Below are 20158 nucleotides of genomic sequence, written 5' to 3'. Positions count from 1 at the left end.
TAACTATGAAAAAGCGGCTGGATACTTCGTTGATGACTTGGATCAACCGCCCGGCGTTATGGACGACGGGTAAAAATCGAATTATCCTGAGTACGGAACCGGCAACTGATTTTTGGTTTAACCGATCACGGCAGCTGGAGAAATTCAGCGGCCATGCGATCTTGCTGCCAATCCGTCAGGATTTTACATTAACGGTTACAATTCGCGCGCAGCTGCATGAGATTTATGATCAGCTGGGCCTCTTTGTCATGGGTGACCTTTCCAACTGGTGCAAGGCGGGAATTGAATATCGCGATGAACAGACGTCATCCGTCTGTTCGACTGTCACTTACGGCGGATTTTCGGATTGGGCCGGGATGCCGATTTCCAGCGGCATCCATACGTTGACGCTGCGGCTGCATCGATGGCAGAATGAGTTCCGCATCGAATTTTCGTTTAACGGTCTGAAGTTCAAATGGCTGCGGGAATTTGCGCTGCCGCTGAACGAGGGCGTCGTCCAGGCCGGATTTTATGCCTGCAGCCCGGGTGATTCGTCGTTTGACGCTGAATTCTTTGATATGATGATTGAAAGCCTGCAATGGGAAGAAAAGAGGAATAAAATATGACCCCAGAAGAACGTTTAATTCGCTATGCGAAAATCAACACGGTATCCGATCCGGAAAGTCCGACGGTTCCCAGCTCTGCCTGTCAGCTGGATCTTTTAAAGGTGCTGAAAGCCGAGATGGAACAGATGGGCATTCAGGAAGTCCGCGAAGACCGCGGTTATTTATACGGCAGGATTCCATCCAATCTTGATTTTGAAGTGCCGACGGTCGGCTTTATCGCCCATATGGATACAGCGCCGGATTTCTGCGGAGAAGGCGTCAACCCGCGGATTGTTTCCAACTATGACGGAAAGGATATTCAGCTCAACGATCAGATTACATTAAAGGTCAGTGATTTTCCGAACATGCAGCGGTATGTTGGACAGGATCTGATTGTCACAGATGGGAATACTTTATTGGGCGCTGATGACAAAGCGGGGATTGCGGATATTCTGACGATGGCGGAAACTTTATTGAGCCATCCGGAGATCAAGCATGGTGAAATTCGGATTGGCTTCACTCCGGATGAAGAAATCGGACGGGGCGCCGATTTGTTCGATGTAGAAAATTTCCATGCGGATTTTGCATTTACCGTTGACGGCGGGGAGATGGAAGCGATCAGCGATGAAACCTTCAATGCCGCCAGTGCTAAAATTACAGTTCAGGGCTTTTCCATTCACCCGGGCAGCGCAAAGCATAAAATGATCAACGCGCTGAATGTCGCAATGGAATTCCATGCGATGCTGCCGGTCTTTAACCGTCCAGAGTATACCGAAGGAACAGAAGGCTTTAACCATCTGAACAATATGCAGGGCAATGTTGAACAGGCCGTTATGGAATACATCATCCGCAATCATGACAGTGCTCAGTTTGAGGCACAGATGGCGATGATGAAAGCGGCTGGGGAATATATGAATCAGAAGTACGGACAGCCGCTGGTTCAAGTTGAGATTAAGGAATCCTATCGCAACATGAAGGAAATTTTGAAAGATCAGGAATGGATTGTGGATCTGGCAAAACAGGCGATCACTGAAGCAGGACTTCAGCCTTGGGTGGAAAAGGTTCGCGGCGGAACTGATGGAGCGCGATTGACGTTTATGGGACTGCCGTGTCCGAATTTAGGAACTGGCGGCGCGAACTGTCATGGCCGTTATGAGGTCTGCAGCATTCAGGAGATGCACAAAGTGGTTGAAATTTTGTTAAACATTGTCAAAGCAACAGTCAATTTAAAGAAGTAAGAACGGATCGAAGCTGAACTTGATACTGAACTCAAAATCAGAAAAGTTCAGCTTTTTCTAATGAAAGATGGCTACCGAAAGTAGAATCCATTGAATAATATAATGAAATAAATAAAGGAAGCAACCGTTGGATCCTCTGGGTGATCCGATCATGGGTTTGCTTCCTTTTTGCGTTCTTTTATCAATTTGAATTTTTTGATATTGAAAGTCAATTCTGGCAGAAATTCAAAATCGTTTCTCCAGCAGGATAAAATCGATCCCATACATCAAAAAGCTGCCTCTTTCTTCAAAGCCGGCGTGGCGGTATAAAGATAAAGCTGGGATATTCGCACTGGCAGCTAACAACTGAATCCCATCGGCATGGCGCCGACGTACTTCTTCCATTAAATTGTGCAGCAAAAGTCTGCCATACCCCTGCCCCTGATACTTCGGATCAACGCCAAGCCGGCTTAATTCCAACAGTTGATGCAGCTCCGTACTGCGCGTCAGATCCTTCAGTTCTTCCGCTGAGGTAATCGCTCCGGCAGCAATGATTTCATTGCGTTCATTTTTCAGCGTCATTAAACCCTGCTGCGCATAATCCTGTTTCACAAACTCCAAAGTAGGATATTCGTCATCCCAACTGCCTCGGCTTGTATTGGCACAGCGTCGATAAAGCTGGTAAATCAGTTCAATTTCATCTTCTTGCGCGGATTGAAAAGTAATCAAATCATAGTCCTCCTTGGATTCATTGATATTCACTTAGCTGCTGGATCAGACTACAGCCTGTTTTGAAACAAACATCATAAGGCTGAAGGAGCATGGAAGCTTATGGCGTTAATCGACCGCAATATCGCTTTTTTTGAGCAGTAGCGGCATTATCCATTTCTGTCCAGCACAGCTTATCTTTTTCTATCTCCGGTTTGGTATAAACAAAGGCATAGTATTGACTCAACTGCCAGGCTTGCGGCAGATCCTGCTGCTTCACCGCTTTTTCAATCGCCGCGGTAAGCTCATCGCCAAATTGACCACCTCTGGCAAACCGTGTTTCCCATTGGTTAAGGACAGCGCTGCTGAAATGCCGGGCTGGAATCCTGAAACTAAAATACAGAAACAGTACAGCGACCAAAAGCAAAATCAGAGAAATATTGAAAATCAGTCGTTTCTTATTCATCGTTTATTTCACCTCCTGCAGCTGTCCGTCACAGTAGATCCAGGTTTGATCCGCAGCGACCTTTAACTTGAAATGAGAAATCAGTTCCGGATCAACCAACCAGAGAAAATGCAGCTGATCGTTTTCGTGCAAAGTCAAAGACTGATTGGGCAGGATGACCTGAAATGCCTGATCGTTAATGGAGACAAGCAGACAGCTGCGTTCGCTGATGGCCTGAAATAAGGTCTGATCCTCAAAGGTATATGGCTGAAAAAGAATTTCGGTTTTTTCTTTTGGCTATTCTGAATTTCCATCTGCCAGAAATGTATCGGCTTGATGGAGGAAGAAGCCATCAGAATCTGACGGAGATTTCGGGTGAGAGGCAAAAAGATCAGCAGACTCAGCACGGCGGTGATCAAAAGGACGGAACATGGCCAGCTGCTTAAACCTTTCTTCCATTTTGACATGGGTTTCCCTTCTTTCATAAATCCGCGCTTTGTCAGCTTCGTTGTTATTTTAATTATAGTTGAATTTTGAGTCTACAACAATCGTCTTCCCGTCATTGTCATGAATTTGTCAGTTTCAATGTGACGAACTCGTCATGTGCAGACTGCAGAGATCGGTTATAATAAAACCAGGTGATAAAGATGAATAAAATATGCTGCGTAGAAGATGACAATGCGATTTTAACCGCTCTGCAATACACGCTGAGTCAGGAAGGCTATCAGGTCATGACAGCAATGACCAAAGCTCAGGGTTTGGAGCTGATCGAACAGGAAAACTTTGATCTTGTCTTGTTGGATGTAACACTGCCGGATGGCAGCGGGTATGAGATCTGCAAGCGGATGCGTGAAGATTCCCGCTTAAAAGAAATTCCGGTTATTTTTCTGACTGCCTGCGACGATGAGGTGAACATTGTCATGGGACTGGATTTAGGAGCAGACGACTACATTACGAAACCCTTTCGGGTCCGCGAGCTGATTTCCCGCATGAACTCAGTTCTGCGCCGGTCTGGAAAAAAACAGGCGGAAACCACGATCAATTATCAAAATCTGAGTATCAATACCATCGCTGCCAGAGTATTTAAAAACAATCAGGAAATTTTCCTTACCGGAATGGAATATCGGCTGCTGCTGATCCTAGCCACCCACCGCAATCAGGTGATGACGCGGGATCAGCTGTTTGAAGCGATCTGGGATTTAGGCGGGGAATATGTCAATGACAATACGCTGACAGTTTATATCAAACGGCTTCGGGAAAAATTGGAGGAAGATCCGACGCATCCGCAGCTGATTCGAACCATCCGCGGATTAGGCTATAAAATGGGGGAATAAATGATGCGAAATAAAGAAATCGTTCTGTTTTATGCAGGCTGTCTGGGGTTGTGCCTGCCCTTTTTTCTGATCGCCGGAGCGGCTTCCACTGAAATGCTTGTGCTGTGCGTCAGCGAAGCGCTGATGCTGCTGTGTGCGTTTGGGCTGTTTACTGCCTGGCGATATCATCGGCTGCGGCAGCTGAATGATCAGATGCGCAAGGTGCGGGAAGGCCGATATCAGATGAATCCTCAGGATTATGAAGAAGGCGAACTCAGCATCCTGCACAGTGAAATTTATAAGGTTACGGTGCAGCTGAGAGAAAGTGCGGAACAGCTGCAGGTTCAGCAGCAGCTGTTATCCGATTCATTGAGCGATATTTCCCATCAGCTGAAAACACCGCTGACCTCGATGATGATGATGGTCGATCTGATGCAGCAGCCGCAGATGGAACAGGCGCAGCGGCAGGAATTTCTGCGTTTGATCGCCGCTCAGCTGACGCGGATGCGCTGGCTGATTCAGTCTTTGTTAAAAATGGCCAAGCTGGAAGCTCGGGCCGTTCAGTTTATGCCGCAGCCGACGACGGTGCGTTCTTTAATCAATAGGTCACTTTCTCAGGCAGAGGCGGAGATGGTGCGCTATGGCGTAGAAACGGTACTGGATTGTCCTGCGGATTTCACGCTGACATTGGATGAAAACTGGACGGCTGAAGCCTTGGGGAATATCCTGCGCAACTGTGCTGAACATGCCCAGCAAGGTCAGGTGCGGATCATGTGCATGCACAACGCCCTCGTTGATGAAATTGTGATTGAGGATAATGGCGAAGGCATTGATCCTGCCGACCTGCCGCATTTATTTGAACGGTTTTACCGCGGCAGAAACGCGAAGCCGGACAGCGTGGGCATCGGCTTGGCGATGTCCTATCAAATCATTACAGCACAATCGGGGACGCTGCAGGTGTTCAGTCAGCCGGGAAGGGGATCGCGGTTTGTCATTCGTTTTGTGCATCAGATTGTCTGAAAAAATGACGAACCTGTCACTCATGATTTCATAAGGCAGTCATGCCGTGAGGTTATACTGTAAACACAACAGGAGGAAAACAACGATGGAAATTTTAAATGTCCGTGACTGCAGCCGGATCTACGGCAGCGGCGCGCTGCAGGTCAAAGCTCTGGATCATGTCAGCTTTACCGTCAACAAGGGGGAGTTCGTAGCGATTGTCGGGCCTTCCGGCTCCGGGAAGTCCACGCTGATGCATCTTTTAGGCGGTGTTGACCGCCCGAACCAAGGTCAGATTATCGTCGACGGAACGGAAATCACAGCGCTGAAGGAAGAAAAGCTTGCGGTTTTTCGCCGCCGTCAGGTGGGGCTTATTTATCAGTTTTATAATCTGATTCCCGTTTTGACAGTGGAGGAAAACATTACGCTGCCCTTGCTTCTGGATGGCCGGAAAGTCGATAAGGAAACCGTCGATGAATTGCTCAAGCAGCTGGGATTGACGAAGCAGCGGCATTTGCTGCCGAATCAGTTATCCGGCGGTCAGCAGCAGCGCGTATCTATCGGCCGTGCGTTGATTCATCATCCCGCGATTCTGCTGGCGGATGAACCGACCGGAAATCTGGACAGCCGTAATACTCAGGAAATTATGACGCTGCTGCGCTTTTCCAATAAACAACGCAATCAAACCTGCATTGTGATCACGCATGATGAAAATATTGCGCTGCAGGCAGATCGGATCATCACGATTGAAGATGGGCAGATCGTTTCCGATGAGGTGCTGCGAAAATGAATATTTTACGTCGATATACTCGCCAAACACTGCGGGTGAATCGCCGCCGAACGCTGTTCACCTGCATGGGAATTATTATTTCTGTCGCCATGATCACGGCGGTCAGCGTGTTTTCGACTTCCTTTCTCGATTATCTTAAGCGCAAGGCAATCTTTGAAACCGGCGATTGGGAGTTGGCATACAGTGAGTTGAGTCCGCAGGAAATCGAGCTGATTAAGACGGATAATCGGGTGGCTGAGCTGTTTTCGGCTGATGATTTGGGTTATGCAGAATTAGCCGGAGGGCAGAATGAATTCAAGCCTTATTGGTTTGTGAGAGCCTTGGATGACGAAGGCTTTGCAAACTTGGGAATTCAGCTGATCACCGGACGGCTGCCGGAAAATGAAAACGAACTTTTAATTTCGGAACATGTCGGCTATAACGGCGGCGTTGAATTTCAGCTGGGTCAGACTGTGACACTGCAGCTGGGGGAACGAATCCTGAGTGAAGACCCGGATCATCCGCTAAATCAAAGTAATCCCTTTGATCCCGAACAATCGGAAATGATCGTGAAAACAACGGAACGCAGCTATACAGTCGTCGGCGTGATGAAACGGTCTGAGCTGGAATACCGATGGGCGCCGGGCTATACGGCCTTCACAAAGCAAGCGGAGACTACAGCATTAGAAAATCCCGTTTTTTATCTGAAGTTTAAAAACGCCAGTCAGGCACCGCAGAAGAATTTTCCGCAGCTGGAATCCAAGCTGTATCCGAATTTCGCTGTGAATGAAAATGTGCTGCGGTTCAGTGGTCCCTTCTGGGATAATACCTACTTTTTCATGGTCGCCTCAGCTGCTGTTTTAACCTTGATTATTATTCTTACCGGATCGATCTTTCTGATTTACAACGCCTTTGCGATCTCATTGGCAGAACGCAGCCGGCAGTTTGGGTTATTGGCCAGCATCGGTGCGACAGCCCGGCAGAAATTCTGGTGCGTCGTTCAGGAAGGTCTCATGATTGCCCTGATCGCAGTTCCAATTGGACTTTTTGCGGGCTGGTGCGGAATGGCTGTGACGTTAAAAATTGTCAATCCGATGCTGCAGTCAATGAATTTTATCTCAGCGGACGTTCCGCTGGAACCGGTGATTTCCTTGTCTGCTGTGGGATTAACCGTCGTTTGTTCCGTAGTCATGATTTTATTGTCCTGCTGGCTGCCAGCTTTAAGAGCAGCCCGAATGACGCCGATTCAGGCAATTCGGCAGTCCCAGGACATCAAGCTTAAGCGCCATCATCTTTGGTTAGGCCGAGGCGTACGAAAAGTTATCGGTCTGGAAGGTGAACTGGCTTTAAAAAATATCCAGCGCAGCGGCCGTAAGGCTTGGTCGACGATTTTGTCGCTGGCGGTCAGTCTGATCTTGTTTACGTCGGTATCGTCTATCTTAACGATGATGATTCAGGCCGTCGGCTTGACCTATCAGGACGAACTCTCCGATGCCTGGGTCACTGATTATTCATCGCGGTCACTGATTGAGCAGAAAGACAGCTTTGAAGAGATTCGTCAGCTGGATTCAGTGGCCAGCGCCCAGCGGATTACGATCACCTATGCTGTAATGGACACTGCAAACTTGCCGCTGGTTTCAGCCTGGGATACAATCAATGATCCTTATCCTGTGATCTTGTTTGCACTGGATGATCAAACCTACGCTCAGATTCTGGCTGAAAATCATGTTGAAGCCGCAGCGATGCATTCTTCTTCCAAGGAGATGCTGCATGGCATTGTATTAAATCGTTACCGCTCAGAAATCAGCGAAAACGGTCAGCGCCGTTATTTCGATATTCCTTATTTTAATACTCTGCCGGATGAACTCACCCTGCATATCGGCGACGCTGGGGAAGTCCTGACCGTGAAGCCGTTAGCTTTGGCAGCACAGATGGATTTGTATTCCCAGGATATCCAATACAGCGGGCAGCTTTCCATTCTGATTCCGGCTTCGGATTTAGAAGTCATCCTCACGGAGGCCGAGGGTTCGCGAACCTACAATGACAAGCTGTACCTGCGGGCTAAGAAAGGCCGGCAGGAGGCGATGGTGAAGCAGATCGACAAAATTGGAAAACAGAATTTGACGCACAGCTTCAGCTATTACAGTCCGGTTCAGAATCAGAAGGATGAAAAAACCTTGCTGATCGTTGTTTCCATCTTTGTTTACGGTTTTATCACCTTGATTTGTTTAGTCTGTCTGGTCAATGTGATCAATACGATTTCCACAAATATGGAACTGCGGCGGAAAGAATTTGCAATGCTGCGGTCGGTGGGCATGGCGGAAAAACAATTCAATCGAATGATCCGTCTGGAAAGTATCTTCTACGGTTTGGCTGCGGCCGTGATCGGCATTCCGATCAGTGTCGTTCTGATTCATTTGCTGCATTACAATCTGATGTCAGGCAGTTTCCTGTTTTCCTTCGATATGCCTTGGATGATGATTTTAGGCGGAAGCTTAATTTTAATCCTGATGGTGATGGCGATGATGAATTATGCTACGCATAAAATCCGCAGGGAAAGTATTATTGAAACGCTGAAAGAAGAAAATTAGACAACCTTTCTTTCATCGAACAGGCAGAATTCTTCAATGGATCTCTGCCTTTTTCGTTTGTTTTAAAACACTGGGCAGGAAGGATCGGCGTTGTGCAAGGAACGTTGAATCGTGACAGACTGGCCGAGGAAAGCCTTATTCTTGGGGCAGAAGCTCGGCAATCACCACGTCTTTCACGATAAACAGAACCTTCATCGAACAACGATCATCGAAGGTATCATAAATCCGTCCTGCTGAATGGCAGCCTTTTGCCACAGTATGAATGCTGTTGGCAATGTAGCCGCAGGGAATATCACTTTCCGTTACAACCTTGATCGCTTCGCTGTCAAATACGTTATCCGGCTCTTTTATACCGTAAAGCGTCTGACCCACCTTAAAGAGTTCAGTACCAAAAAAATGATGGACTCCAACAATCGTAATGTAATTCATAGATATGCCTCCTTATTTATGAGCATAGTATAACAAACAGCCTGGACAAAAAATTTACCAGCCTCGTCTTTTTGAATCAATATGTAGGATCAGGGTATACTTCATGGAGAGATCAAGTTTAGCCATGAAGCAGGCAACGACATGGCTCAGGTTGGGAATAAAGCTTTTTCTGAAGATGCTTCAGAATCGCTATAAACGGCGTTTTTTCCAAATGCTCGCTTAAAGACTGCAGATCTGTCATTAGATCTTCTAAGGGCAAATGCATGAACGAAGATGAAAGCTTTTTGCTGAGGCAAGTCAGCTGGATCGGAATGAAATCATCTAAGGGGTAACCATAATGGTGGGAATTGGCGGCAAAGAGAAAAACATATTCCTGATCATACAAGTCCTTTAATATTTCACCGCAGCGAAAGCGGGAAGGCTGCATTTGGTACATTTTTTCTTTATCCTTGGCTTGTTTTTTCTGCTTCGAATGATTTTTTTCCAATCGGAATACAGTGCTGGAATCAGCCAAACCGACAAGTTCGTCAGCCTTAAAACTGGCCGTGAAATAACTATGAATGGGTTGATGAATTAAGGAAAGATACTGATTTCTTGTTTTAATGCCGCCCGTTAGGTTTTGATTCGCGGCCATTTTAATAGCAGTATAAAATTGCTCATCACAACGCAAGACAACGCCCTTATTTTTTAGGATATCACCAGGATAGGGCATCAGTGTGACAGGAAAAATCTGATCTTGTCTTTTTGAATCTTTACGATGCTGCAAAAACATCCATTTGTTGGCTTGATTTTGAATTGGTTCAGGAATAAAGCAGATTGATTCCAGCAGATAATCAAACGGAATCGGATGAAGCTGACGCAAATCTACATAAGAGCGGCAAAGACCTGTAACCTCACCAGAAATCACAAAAATGGAGTTTTCTGCACATTGTTTGATCGGTTTGGAAGAACAATAAAAACCCATGACGTGATTGTTTTTGACTTGTGCGATCCAGTAAGGCCTAATTCGATGCCCTTCCGGAACTGTTTTCAGCTCCTTTTCACTCAAGGGCATCAAACACCACACTAAATCGCCGGGTTTGACGGGGAAAGGAAGCGTTGCTATCCCAGTTCGCACAAGAGGAGTTGGGGACAAAGGTTGAGAGGAAAGTTCAGCTTTTTTTCTGAATGATGAGTGGTTGTGAAATAAGCTTCGGATAACAGTACAAATAAAGAGAAATCCGGATTTCATTCTAGTTCGCTTTGATTCCAAAGACATTTCTATCTGACCTCGTTGATTTTATTTGTCTGTTATCCAAGCTTAAGACCGATTGTCCGGATTTCATCCTGACAATAGCGGCAAAAATGAACTGAATCATGGAAATCCCTCCTTGTTTTGAGTTAATTATAGCGATTAGGATGTACAAAAAAACTGACACCTTTATAATGGAATCAGAGGTGAACAACATGGCAGATAAAAAAGTAAGCATCCTGAGTCTTTTACAAATATTAAAGACAGAAAGCGACGCGCAGCATCCCTTAAGTGCCTCAGCGATTTTGGAGAAAATGTCACGGCAGGATCAATGCACGATTGATCGACGGACATTGTATGCCAACATTCAAATGTTGATTGATTTTGGTTATGATATCAGTACGTATCAGGAAAACGGTCAGGGATATTATCTGAATGAACGCGATTTTGAAGAATCAGAAATCATGCTTTTGTGTTCTGCCGTTCATGCATCAAATTTTATTCCGCGCTATCATTCCAATGCTTTGATTAAAAAACTTCTGATGACGCAGAGCAAATATGTTGGGCAGAAATATCATCAAAGAATTTATGTTGATAATCTGCGTAAAAAAGACAATCAAGATTTCTTTTTAAGTCTGCAGATTTTATTGGAAGCGATTGAGGAAAAACGTACGGTTACCTTTGATTATGTTCAGTATAATGAGAAACTGCAGTTAGTACCCCGCCGTGATCATCCGTATGTCGTACAGCCGGTTTATCTGGTTTATGAGAATGAGAAAACTTATTTGGTAGCACGTCATGAAAAATATCAGAATTTCAGTCACTACCGTGTGGATAAAATCCGGAATATTCTAAAAGGCGAACGATATGAAATGCGGTTGGAACAGATCGATGATCCGTATGAATATGCCAAAACTAAAATCCACATGTTCGGCGGGGAAGTTCTGGATTTCATGCTGCTGTGCCATAAGCGCATCTTAGACGATATTGTTGATCAGTTTGGCAAGGAAATCAGCATTGTCATAAAAGATGAGGAACACTTTATCACACGGGTGAAAGGCAGCCGGGAAGGGATTATCTATCTGGCAATGCAGTATGCGAAGTATTTGGAAATTCTGGAACCAGCTGAAGTCCGGGATGAAATCAAGATGATTTTCAGGGATGTTTTAGCCAGATATGAAAAAGATGAGAAAAAATAGAAGAAACTTGTATACAAGTTGAAGGAAATGCGTTATGATAGGGACAGAAAGAAAAAGGAGGACGTAACAATGGATATTCGTTATTCTGCTAACCAGCGGGACTTCAAGCGTTATACCACGGATGAAATTCGGGATGAGTTTCTGATTACGGATCTGTTTGCAGCCGATGAAGTCACAGCGGTTTATTCGCATGTCGATCGGATGGTAACCTTGGGCTGCATGCCGGTCAATGAAACAGTTTCGATTGATAAGGGCATTGACTGCTGGAAAAACTTCGGCACACATTATTTCCTGGAACGCCGGGAAATCGGAATCTTCAACATCGGTGAACCAGGTACAATCACAGCCGACGGCGTCACATACAAAATGGGGCATGAGGACTGCCTGTATATCACGATGGGAACAAAAGAGGTCACTTTTGCCAGTGATGATGCCGCTCATCCGGCCAAATTCTATATGGTCAGCGCCCCGGCGCATAAGCCATGCAAAACAACCTTCATTTCAATCCAGGATGCAAACAAACGTCCGATGGGCGATCTGAAAACTTCCAATGCCAGAACGATTAATCAGTTTATTCATCCGGATGTGCTGGAAACCTGCCAGCTGTCGATGGGTCTGACTCGTCTGGAAGAAGGCAGTGTCTGGAACACAATGCCGGCACATACGCATGAGCGCCGGATGGAAGTTTATTTCTATTTCGATATTCCGCAGGAAAATGTCGTCTTCCACATGATGGGCGAAGGCAAGGAAACCCGGCATATCGTCATGCAGAACGAACAGGCAGTCATTTCTCCGTCCTGGAGCATCCACAGCGGCTGCGGTACAAGCAACTATGCGTTCATCTGGGCCATGGGCGGCGAAAACAAGGCTTTTGATGATATGGACAACATCGAAACAACGCAGCTGCGCTGATTCAGAAGATCAAAAAAATAAGTCAACGAAAAAACAGGAGGAATAAAAATATGGAAAATTTTATGAACAGTTTTTCTCTGCAGGGCAAGGTTGCTCTGATCACCGGCGCTTCTTACGGCATCGGCTTCAATATCGCCCGCGGCTTTGCAGCTGCCGGCGCAACGATCGTCTTTAACGATATCAATCAGGAATTAGTAGACAAGGGCTTGGCTGCTTATCAGGAAGAAGGCATCGCCGCTCATGGCTATGTCTGCGACGTTACCGATGAAGCGGCTGTCAATGAGCTGGTTAAGAAGATTGAAGCAGAAGTCGGCGTCATTGACATTCTGGTCAACAATGCCGGTATTATCAAGCGTGTTCCAATGCTGGAAATGGCGGCTGCGGATTTCCGCAAGGTCATCGACATTGACTTAAACGGTCCGTTCATCGTATCAAAAGCAGTCATTCCGGGAATGATCAAGAAAGGTCATGGCAAGATCATTAACATCTGTTCAATGATGAGCGAGCTGGGCCGCGAAACGGTTTCCGCATATGCTGCAGCGAAGGGCGGCTTAAAAATGCTGACGAAGAACATCGCTTCGGAATACGGCGAATACAACATCCAGTGCAACGGCATCGGCCCGGGCTACATTGAAACACCGCAGACAGCTCCGCTGCGCGTTGACGGCCATCCATTCAACAGCTTCATCATCTCGAAAACACCGGCTGCACGTTGGGGCAAGCCGGAAGATCTGATGGGGCCTGCCGTCTTCCTGGCTTCAGATGCTTCGGATTTCGTCAACGGTCATATCCTGTATGTTGACGGCGGTATCCTGGCTTACATCGGCAAGCAGCCGCAATAATTATTCTATCTTCAAGATGACACAGAATGACGCTTTCCTGAAAAAGGGGAGCGTTTTTCTTGTTTTTAACGATTTGTTTTTGATGTTTTTCTGAATCTAGGCGTTCTTTAGAATTTCCACAGAAATTTGTTAAAAAGTTGTAATGAATCATCACGGAACGATCACGGAAAAACCATTCTTATCCCATAATTTTTTCCTATAATACAAGTAACAAGAAAGGAGGCATCCAAGCTCAGTATTGAAGTAATTATATTTTCCTCTTCTCAAAATAGAAATAAAATAAGTTTTCCCTCTTCTCTTAAAAATAATAACCTTAACCCTGTGAAATCCCTCCCCTGATTTCAAGGGTGAAAGAAGCTGCACTTTCCCCGGTGCAGTTTTTTTCTGTTTTCAAGATGATCCTATATACAATCTTGACATCTGAATTTCATCTATTTTAGACAAATGTAAAATATGGATAGAAAGAAGGGATATAATGAAATTACTGCGCAAACTCCCCGAAGCAGAATTTGAGATCATGAAAGTTGTTTGGGAAAAAGAACCGCCGCTGACAAGCTCCATGCTGATGGAAGAGCTTAGACAAACAAAGGAATGGAAGGTTCCGACACTGTCTTCTTTACTATCCCGACTGGTTGAGCGCGGTTATTTGTCTACTGAGAAAAAGGGTAAGGAAAGAACGTATTATCCATTGATCACAGAAGATGAATATCTTCAATTTGAAAGTCAGGATTTCCGTCAGCGCTATTCTCAGCGCAGCTGGATCAGCCTAATGAATGCTTTTTATGATGGCGAAGTGTTAAAAGATGAGGAATTAGATCAAATGCAGGCTTGGCTGGACACGAAACGGAAGACCGATGGATGAGGCTGACAGAACTGTTATTTCGGCATTGTCTGCCGCATTCCTTGTTAACTCTGATAATTTTGTTCGCACTTCGTCGTTCCTCTCGGCAATCCTCTCGCACGGCTTATTGGATTTGTATTATTTTGCTTCTGGGTTTGTTGGTTCCCGTTCAAATTCAACTGCCTGTTTCTCCGGTGGTTACGGAGCCAATAAAGACGCTGCCTTTGGCGGAAATCTGGATAGAATCGTCTGATGCGCCAGTCTCTTCTGTCGCCGCCAGTTCCTTTAGCTTCAGTTCACTACGTTTGAATGTGAATGGAAATCAGATCATCACTTTGCTGTGGTTAGGCGGAGCTGCGACCGCATTGGCGATCTATCTGATAGGCAATCACCAGAGCCTGAAGATGATCCAGCGCTGGTCAAAACCAGCAGAGGCGTCATCGATGGAATTACTGCGGCAGCTTCAGATCAAGCTGAAGCTCAAAAGAAAGCTCCGCTTAGTGATCTGCCGGCATACGGCAACGCCATGCGCTATGGGGCTGATCCGTCCAACAATCATATTACCCGATCAAAAATGGGAGTCTGAGGAACTGTCACTAATTCTCACGCATGAATTAATCCACATTCGTCAAAACGATTGCTGGGTGCGGTTGTTATGTCTGATCACTCGGGTTATCTATTGGTTTAATCCCGTCGTTTATTTGCTGGAAATACATTTGAATCAATATTGTGAACAAGCCTGCGATGAAGCTGTAATCAAAAACTGTTCGTTGGAAGAAAGACATCAGTACGGCAGTTTGTTGATCAAACAGGCCCGTGGCAAAGGACAGCTCCCACTATTGTCCACTGGTTTTGGATTAAGGCCGAAGCAAATTCAGGAACGTTTAACATTAATCATGAATCAGAATTATTTTAAACTGAACTGGGAAAAAGTCTTGATTGCAGCTGCGCTGGTGATGATGACAGGCTGTGTGATAAAAGAAAAGGAAATCCGCAATTTTTTGGCTGCACCTCTGGCTAATGCAAGAGCTGAAAATCAAATGATCTATGTAAATGCGGATACGCTGAAAGGCTATCAAAAACAATCGGAATTTGAAGAAATGTTTATTTCTGAAAATAAAAACTTAACCTTGAATCAATTCCGAGAAAAAATGAAAAAACAAGTTGAAGTAATCCGAGCTGAAGGATTTGCTTTAGACAGCCTTATGGCTTATCCTAATATGATTCAGCAGATTGTTTTACCTCAAGTTTCTACAATTTCATCTAAGATTTGGGATTCCAATATTAATCAAAATCGTATAATTACGATTGCCTATATTCTGGATGGAGATAACGACCGAATTACTTTTGAGCAATGCAGTCAATTGCATTCAATATTCAATGAGGAAATCAACAACTATTTTAATGAACTTTCCGATGAACAGCTTCAGGCTTTTCTTTATAAAAATGATCGAGAGGCAAGTTTAAGTTTTATAAAACAGTTATTCGCAGAGTTGACTGAAGACACATTATTTAGTGTTCGGCAAATTTCCATAGACGCATTCAGAATTGATGAAAATCAGCCTGCCATTGATATATCGTTGGATTTGACATGGGAAGAACTGCAAACCATGAGTTATAAAGAAATCATGGAACTTATAAAAATTGAGGAAGGAACCAGTTATATATTGACTACGGCAGATGGATTTAAGATTTATGGATTTGGCATTGGCTTCTATCAGCCAATTAGTTCAATTTGCAAAAATGATGAAGCAAGAATAGCGGCACAAGCTTATTACAAATTTTATGATCAGGAAGAAAATACGCAGCAGCTTCAGCAGGTCTCTGATTTAATAGAAAAGGTAGACCGGATCATAAACAATCGCTTGAATAATCTTGAGAGGGAAGATCATGCTCTGTTGGCTGAAAATTTAAGACAGTTGATCTTAAAAGAATTCAAACTTGATCATGGTATGATCTGGGTGGATGTAATTAAATACTGAAACATACACGACTTGATTACAATAAATCGAGATTATTTAATGAAGAGGTCAAAAGAATCAAAAAAGGGAAACAGCCAGCTTTAGAATTTCCACAGAAATTTGTTAAAAAGTTGTAATAAATCATCACGGAACGATCACGGAAAAACCATTCTAATCCCATAATTTTTTCCTATAATACAAGCAACAAGAAAGGAGGCATCCAAGCTCAGCATTGAAGTAATTATATTTTCCTCTTCTCAAAATAGAAATAAAATAAGTTTTCCCTCTTCTCTTAAAAATAATAACCTTAACCCTGTGAAATCCCTCCCCTGATTTCAAGGGTGAAAGAAGCTGCACTTTCCCCGGTGCAGTTTTTTTTGCGATCGCAAATTCTTACGAAAAGGTCGGATTTCCGTTCGCTTTCCTTAATGATTCCTCACGGACTTTTCACGAAAAAGGCACGGGACGTTCAAGACGATTTCCTATAATAGCATCATCAAGAAAGGAGGTGTACCATTTCCCAGCAGTACAGCTGCAGCAAAAGAACTTTCCAAAAACCCTGAATCATAATTTAAAATTTCCCTCTTCTAAAAAATGTGTCCTACAAAACAACTTCTGCTCCCCCCACAGGAGTTGTTTATTTTTAGGAATGCATGTAGATCCATCCGAATTAGCTGCAGGAGATTTATTTAATTCGTTATGGAATTGATAAACTCTGATCCTGTATCTGTTCGTAATTTGCACAAAACTTCTGACTCATGATATTTCACAAAAAGTTCACGATGCTTCCATGAACAGCACACAGAATTTGGATATACTAATCATGTAAACAGAGAAGATCGTAAAACATTTCTTCATTTCTAAAATTTTCCTTTCTTTATTAATTTAAAATTGATCTTCTCTGTTCATAATAAGTACGAAAGGAAATCCCCCGATTCCTTTCTCCCATGAGAAACCGCAACTTTCCCTCTTGCGGTTTTTTTTCTGGCTGTTCAATGCAGATGTCCATTGCGGCAGGGAGGCGAGATATGCCAAAGAAGGGAGTTCGCTGATTCATTGAAGGCAGTTATTTTCGGATTTCGGATGATTTTTTAAAATTTGTTGAAGTTCACATTTCAATGACATATTTTTCCCATAATGTTTTCTTATAATACAATTGTCCAAAGGATAAGACCAAACAGAAAATCCCTTGAGGACAAGATGTTTTTCCCCTCTCAACCTTAATAATTATCAGGCGACCAAGGCTCCCCTCCTTGATTGCCGAAGAGAACCCGCCTTCCCCTGGCGGGTTTTCTTTTCGCTTGCGGGAAGATCGCGATATAATAAAGCAAAGGAGAAACGACGGATCAGAAACCAAACGAAATAAGATCCGTCAAGTTTACAACCATGGAAGTTAAATCTTACACTTATGAAGAATTCCCAGCCAGTGACTTAACAGCGCCTCATGGAACGGAAATTGAAATTGATCCGCGTCAGCGAAGCGTGCACGCCTTGCCGCTGCGGGAATATGCCCGAACAGCTGATCGAGGACTGCATATCCGTTTTTTGCAGCCATCCTTTGTCGCTGAGGAAATGATTGAATCTGAAAGTTTTCCAATTCTTTTCTTCATCCAAGGTTCAGGCTGGCGGTGGCAGAATGTAGAATCCAATATCTGCAGCCTGGGCAAGGTGGCGGAGCATGGATTTATTGTGGCGATGATTGAATATCGGGGCAGTGAATGCGAGCCATTCCCGGCGCAGCTGCTCGATGTCAAGCGGGCGATCCAGTATGTCCGTGTCCATGCTTCGGAAGTTCATGGTGATCCGGATCAATTGATTTTGTGGGGCGGTTCCTCCGGCGGACATTTGGCTGCGTTAACCGCGGTCAGTGAAGCTGCGGGGGCGTGGAAGCTGGAAAACAACAATGCGTTTTTACCGGCGGTGAAGGGCGTCATTGAATTTTACGGGCCTATTAATTTGCTCAGCATGGCGGATCAGCTGTCGGCGAAGGATCATGCCGGGGCACAATCGATTACCGGTCAGCTATTAGGCGGGGTGGTCGTTAAGGAGAATCCGCAGCTGGCTCAGCAGGCCTCCGTTACAACCTATATCGGCAAAGCTCCGCTGCCGCCGTTTCTAATTGTTCATGGGGATAAAGACCGCAGTGTGCCGATGGCGCAGAGTATTGAGCTGGTCGAAGCGCTGCTGAAAGAAAACCATGAGGTAGATTGGATTAAAGTCAGAAATGCTGATCATGGCGGCGCCGGAATCTGGAATGATATCATCCTGGATCGCTGCCTGGAAAAAATCCGGCTTTGGTTGGGGCGCTGATCCCTTAAGAAACTCTTTAGGAAGTTCACGGAACCTTCACGTCCTTGCGATACTCTTCCCATAATGTTTCCTTATAATACAAACATACATGAAAGGAGGCATCTAAGAACGGATTTACCACGAAGCATAAAGTAGAAATTCCCTTTACATAAATATTTTTCTCTCTTCTTAACTCAATAAAATAATGATCAAGGACAGGCTTCCCCTCCTGTCTTTGGAAGAATCCTGTTCTCTCCCCTCGAACAGGTTTTTTTCTGCTGGACTGCGTTATAAATCGGTTTTAATTCAGTGTCCGATTTGCTGATGAAGGAGGAAACTAAGGTCTCCGTTATGCAGCGGATCTTGATCAAGGGAATGTAGAAACATGCTGTTGATGAAAACAACCTAACTCACGACAAGATTTTCATAAATGGAAAAGAAAGTGAATTGATAAATTCATCATTTCTTCACAAAAACGCCATTTTGTCACCACATCTATTTTCTATACTGAGAATCAGAAAGGAGGATCGCAGAATTTAGAAACGCTTTAAATATTTTTCCTCTTCTTAATTTAAAAAATAATTTAGAACAGGCGCTAATCCCTGAGCGGCTGTTCTCACACAATCTGCCGAATCCCTGCGGCTGGATTGTGACAGTCAAGAGTTTCGCATTCCCTGGCGGAACTCTTTTCTTATGTCAAAATCCAAACTCCCGCATAAATTCAAATTTTCGTGGGATTTCTGATGGAAATCTGCAATTTCCCAATTCAGATTGTGCTAAAATAAACTTAAGAGAAAGGGGCTTTTTTATGATTTATACATGTACGCTGAATCCATCACTGGACTACTATATGGAGTTTGACAAGGTAGAATTAGGCAAGACGAACCGCAGTTCGCTGGAATACTATGAAGCAGGGGGAAAGGGCATTAATGTTTCGATCGTACTCAATAATTTGATGATTCCTTCTCGGGCTTTGGGATTTGTCGGCGGTTTCACCAAAGATTTCTTTATCAGTCTGCTTCAGAAATATGAGTATATCGAACCCGTGTTTACTTTCATTGAGGGACATACCCGGATTAATGTGAAAGTAAAGGGCGAATTGCTGGAAACCGAGCTGAATGCCAAAGGGCCGAGCATTACCGAAGAAGATATGCGGATGATGTTAAGACGGGTGGAACGTCTGAACCGCAGCGATATTTTTGTGCTGTCCGGCAACTGCCCGGATAATCTCGTTGATCTGACTGAAAAAATGATTCAGCTGTGCATTGAGAATGAAGTGAAATTTGTTCTCGATGTCAATCATGAACTGCTGCTTCGCCTTCTGAAATACAAGCCGTTTCTGGTTCGGCCGAATATTGAAGATCTTGAAACGATGTTTGACGAAGTAATTGCCGATCAAAGCCAGCTGATTCATGCGGGCCGCCGCTGTGCAGAACTGGGGGCGGAGAATGTGATCTTAATGATGGGCAAAGATGGTTCGCTGCTGATCAATCAGGACGGCGTCTATCATGCCAATTCAATTGATGCCGAAGTGGTCAATTCCGTCGGCGCGGCTGACAGCATGATCGCCGGATTTGTTATGAACTATCTGCGTTCCCGCGATCTCATTACGACGTTTAAGTATGCGAACTGCTGCGGAATTGCGACGGCATTTTCCAAAGGTATGGCAACGCGTGAGAAAATCGAAAGCCTTTTTGACGAAATTGTTGTAACAAAGATTGACGAAAACCAATGAGCTTGATATCATAGTTCAAGATGATGCGAGGTGAGAGGATGTACAGAAAATAAGACGAAGAAAATTGAATTTCTGAAATCTTGTTTTTTGTCG

The 20158-nt window shown here is 44.5% G+C and carries 18 protein-coding genes; 13 read left to right on the top strand and 5 right to left on the bottom strand.

What is annotated here, in order from left to right; genetic code table 11:
• Nucleotides 1-5: 5 nt before the first annotated feature.
• Nucleotides 6-605 carry a DUF1349 domain-containing protein gene (locus BN162_RS17780; RefSeq protein WP_020224240.1) on the top strand — a complete coding sequence of 200 codons (600 nt, stop codon included), beginning with the start codon at nucleotides 6-8 and terminating at the stop codon, nucleotides 603-605.
• Nucleotides 602-1822: a peptidase T gene (gene pepT / locus BN162_RS06285; RefSeq protein ID WP_020224239.1), complete on the top strand. Its 1221-nt coding sequence runs from the start codon at nucleotides 602-604 to the stop codon at nucleotides 1820-1822. The genes BN162_RS17780 and pepT overlap by 4 nt, the downstream gene beginning before the upstream one ends.
• 225 nt (nucleotides 1823-2047) lie before the next feature.
• On the opposite strand, the gene BN162_RS06280 is transcribed toward pepT, so the two are convergent.
• From BN162_RS06280 to BN162_RS18730, 3 genes are all read right to left on the bottom strand, one after another.
• Complete coding sequence (locus BN162_RS06280; protein ID WP_020224238.1) at nucleotides 2048-2530, bottom strand: GNAT family N-acetyltransferase; 483 nt, start codon at nucleotides 2528-2530, stop codon at nucleotides 2048-2050.
• A 100-nt stretch (nucleotides 2531-2630) separates the two neighbouring features.
• Entirely contained in the window at nucleotides 2631-2975 is a 345-nt protein-coding gene (locus BN162_RS06275) for a hypothetical protein (protein WP_020224237.1), read from the bottom strand.
• 134 nt (nucleotides 2976-3109) lie between these two features.
• A complete protein-coding gene (locus tag BN162_RS18730; RefSeq protein WP_147612149.1) occupies nucleotides 3110-3421 on the bottom strand; it encodes a hypothetical protein in 312 nt (103 codons plus the stop codon).
• 180 nt (nucleotides 3422-3601) lie between these two features.
• Between BN162_RS18730 and BN162_RS06265 the strand changes: the two genes are divergently transcribed.
• From BN162_RS06265 to BN162_RS06250, 4 genes are all read left to right on the top strand, one after another.
• A complete protein-coding gene (locus tag BN162_RS06265) occupies nucleotides 3602-4288 on the top strand; it encodes a response regulator transcription factor (protein ID WP_020224234.1) in 687 nt (228 codons plus the stop codon).
• Nucleotides 4289-4291: 3 nt separating this feature from the next.
• Nucleotides 4292-5287 (top strand): sensor histidine kinase, encoded by a 996-nt coding sequence (locus tag BN162_RS06260; protein WP_167539995.1) that lies wholly within the window; start codon nucleotides 4292-4294, stop codon nucleotides 5285-5287.
• Between the two features lie 85 nt (nucleotides 5288-5372).
• Nucleotides 5373-6056 carry an ABC transporter ATP-binding protein gene (locus BN162_RS06255; protein ID WP_020224232.1) on the top strand — a complete coding sequence of 228 codons (684 nt, stop codon included), beginning with the start codon at nucleotides 5373-5375 and terminating at the stop codon, nucleotides 6054-6056.
• Entirely contained in the window at nucleotides 6053-8626 is a 2574-nt protein-coding gene (locus tag BN162_RS06250) for an ABC transporter permease (protein WP_020224231.1), read from the top strand. Before BN162_RS06255 ends, BN162_RS06250 begins: the two co-directional genes overlap by 4 nt.
• 135 nt (nucleotides 8627-8761) lie before the next feature.
• Here BN162_RS06250 and BN162_RS06245 read toward each other — a convergent pair whose 3' ends face one another.
• Both BN162_RS06245 and BN162_RS06240 read right to left on the bottom strand, forming a co-directional pair.
• Nucleotides 8762-9055 (bottom strand): hypothetical protein, encoded by a 294-nt coding sequence (locus tag BN162_RS06245; RefSeq protein WP_020224230.1) that lies wholly within the window; start codon nucleotides 9053-9055, stop codon nucleotides 8762-8764.
• Between the two features lie 118 nt (nucleotides 9056-9173).
• Nucleotides 9174-10313 (bottom strand): hypothetical protein, encoded by a 1140-nt coding sequence (locus BN162_RS06240; RefSeq protein ID WP_147612148.1) that lies wholly within the window; start codon nucleotides 10311-10313, stop codon nucleotides 9174-9176.
• Between the two features lie 188 nt (nucleotides 10314-10501).
• Between BN162_RS06240 and BN162_RS06235 the strand changes: the two genes are divergently transcribed.
• From BN162_RS06235 to BN162_RS06205, 7 genes are all read left to right on the top strand, one after another.
• On the top strand, nucleotides 10502-11485 hold the full coding sequence (locus BN162_RS06235; RefSeq protein WP_020224227.1) for a helix-turn-helix transcriptional regulator: 984 nt from the start codon (nucleotides 10502-10504) through the stop codon (nucleotides 11483-11485).
• A gap of 69 nt (nucleotides 11486-11554) precedes the next feature.
• Nucleotides 11555-12397: a 5-dehydro-4-deoxy-D-glucuronate isomerase gene (gene kduI / locus BN162_RS06230; protein WP_020224226.1), complete on the top strand. Its 843-nt coding sequence runs from the start codon at nucleotides 11555-11557 to the stop codon at nucleotides 12395-12397.
• Between the two features lie 50 nt (nucleotides 12398-12447).
• Nucleotides 12448-13239 carry a gluconate 5-dehydrogenase gene (locus BN162_RS06225; RefSeq protein WP_020224225.1) on the top strand — a complete coding sequence of 264 codons (792 nt, stop codon included), beginning with the start codon at nucleotides 12448-12450 and terminating at the stop codon, nucleotides 13237-13239.
• Nucleotides 13240-13714: 475 nt separating this feature from the next.
• Nucleotides 13715-14101, top strand: a complete 387-nt coding sequence (locus BN162_RS06220) for a BlaI/MecI/CopY family transcriptional regulator (protein ID WP_020224224.1) — start codon at nucleotides 13715-13717, stop codon at nucleotides 14099-14101.
• A complete protein-coding gene (locus BN162_RS06215; RefSeq protein WP_020224223.1) occupies nucleotides 14098-16062 on the top strand; it encodes a M56 family metallopeptidase in 1965 nt (654 codons plus the stop codon). Before BN162_RS06220 ends, BN162_RS06215 begins: the two co-directional genes overlap by 4 nt.
• Nucleotides 16063-17427: 1365 nt before the next feature.
• Nucleotides 17428-18351 carry an alpha/beta hydrolase gene (locus tag BN162_RS06210; protein WP_020224222.1) on the top strand — a complete coding sequence of 308 codons (924 nt, stop codon included), beginning with the start codon at nucleotides 17428-17430 and terminating at the stop codon, nucleotides 18349-18351.
• 787 nt (nucleotides 18352-19138) lie between these two features.
• On the top strand, nucleotides 19139-20065 hold the full coding sequence (locus BN162_RS06205; RefSeq protein ID WP_020224221.1) for a 1-phosphofructokinase: 927 nt from the start codon (nucleotides 19139-19141) through the stop codon (nucleotides 20063-20065).
• Nucleotides 20066-20158 lie beyond the last annotated feature (93 nt).

Origin of the sequence: Holdemania massiliensis AP2 (assembly GCF_000327285.1) — a bacterium.
In the GTDB taxonomy this organism is placed as follows: Bacteria; Bacillota_I; Bacilli_A; order Erysipelotrichales; family Erysipelotrichaceae; genus Holdemania; species Holdemania massiliensis.
Note: the sequence above shows the minus strand (reverse complement) of the source record. Positions and strands in the feature narration are given on the sequence as shown.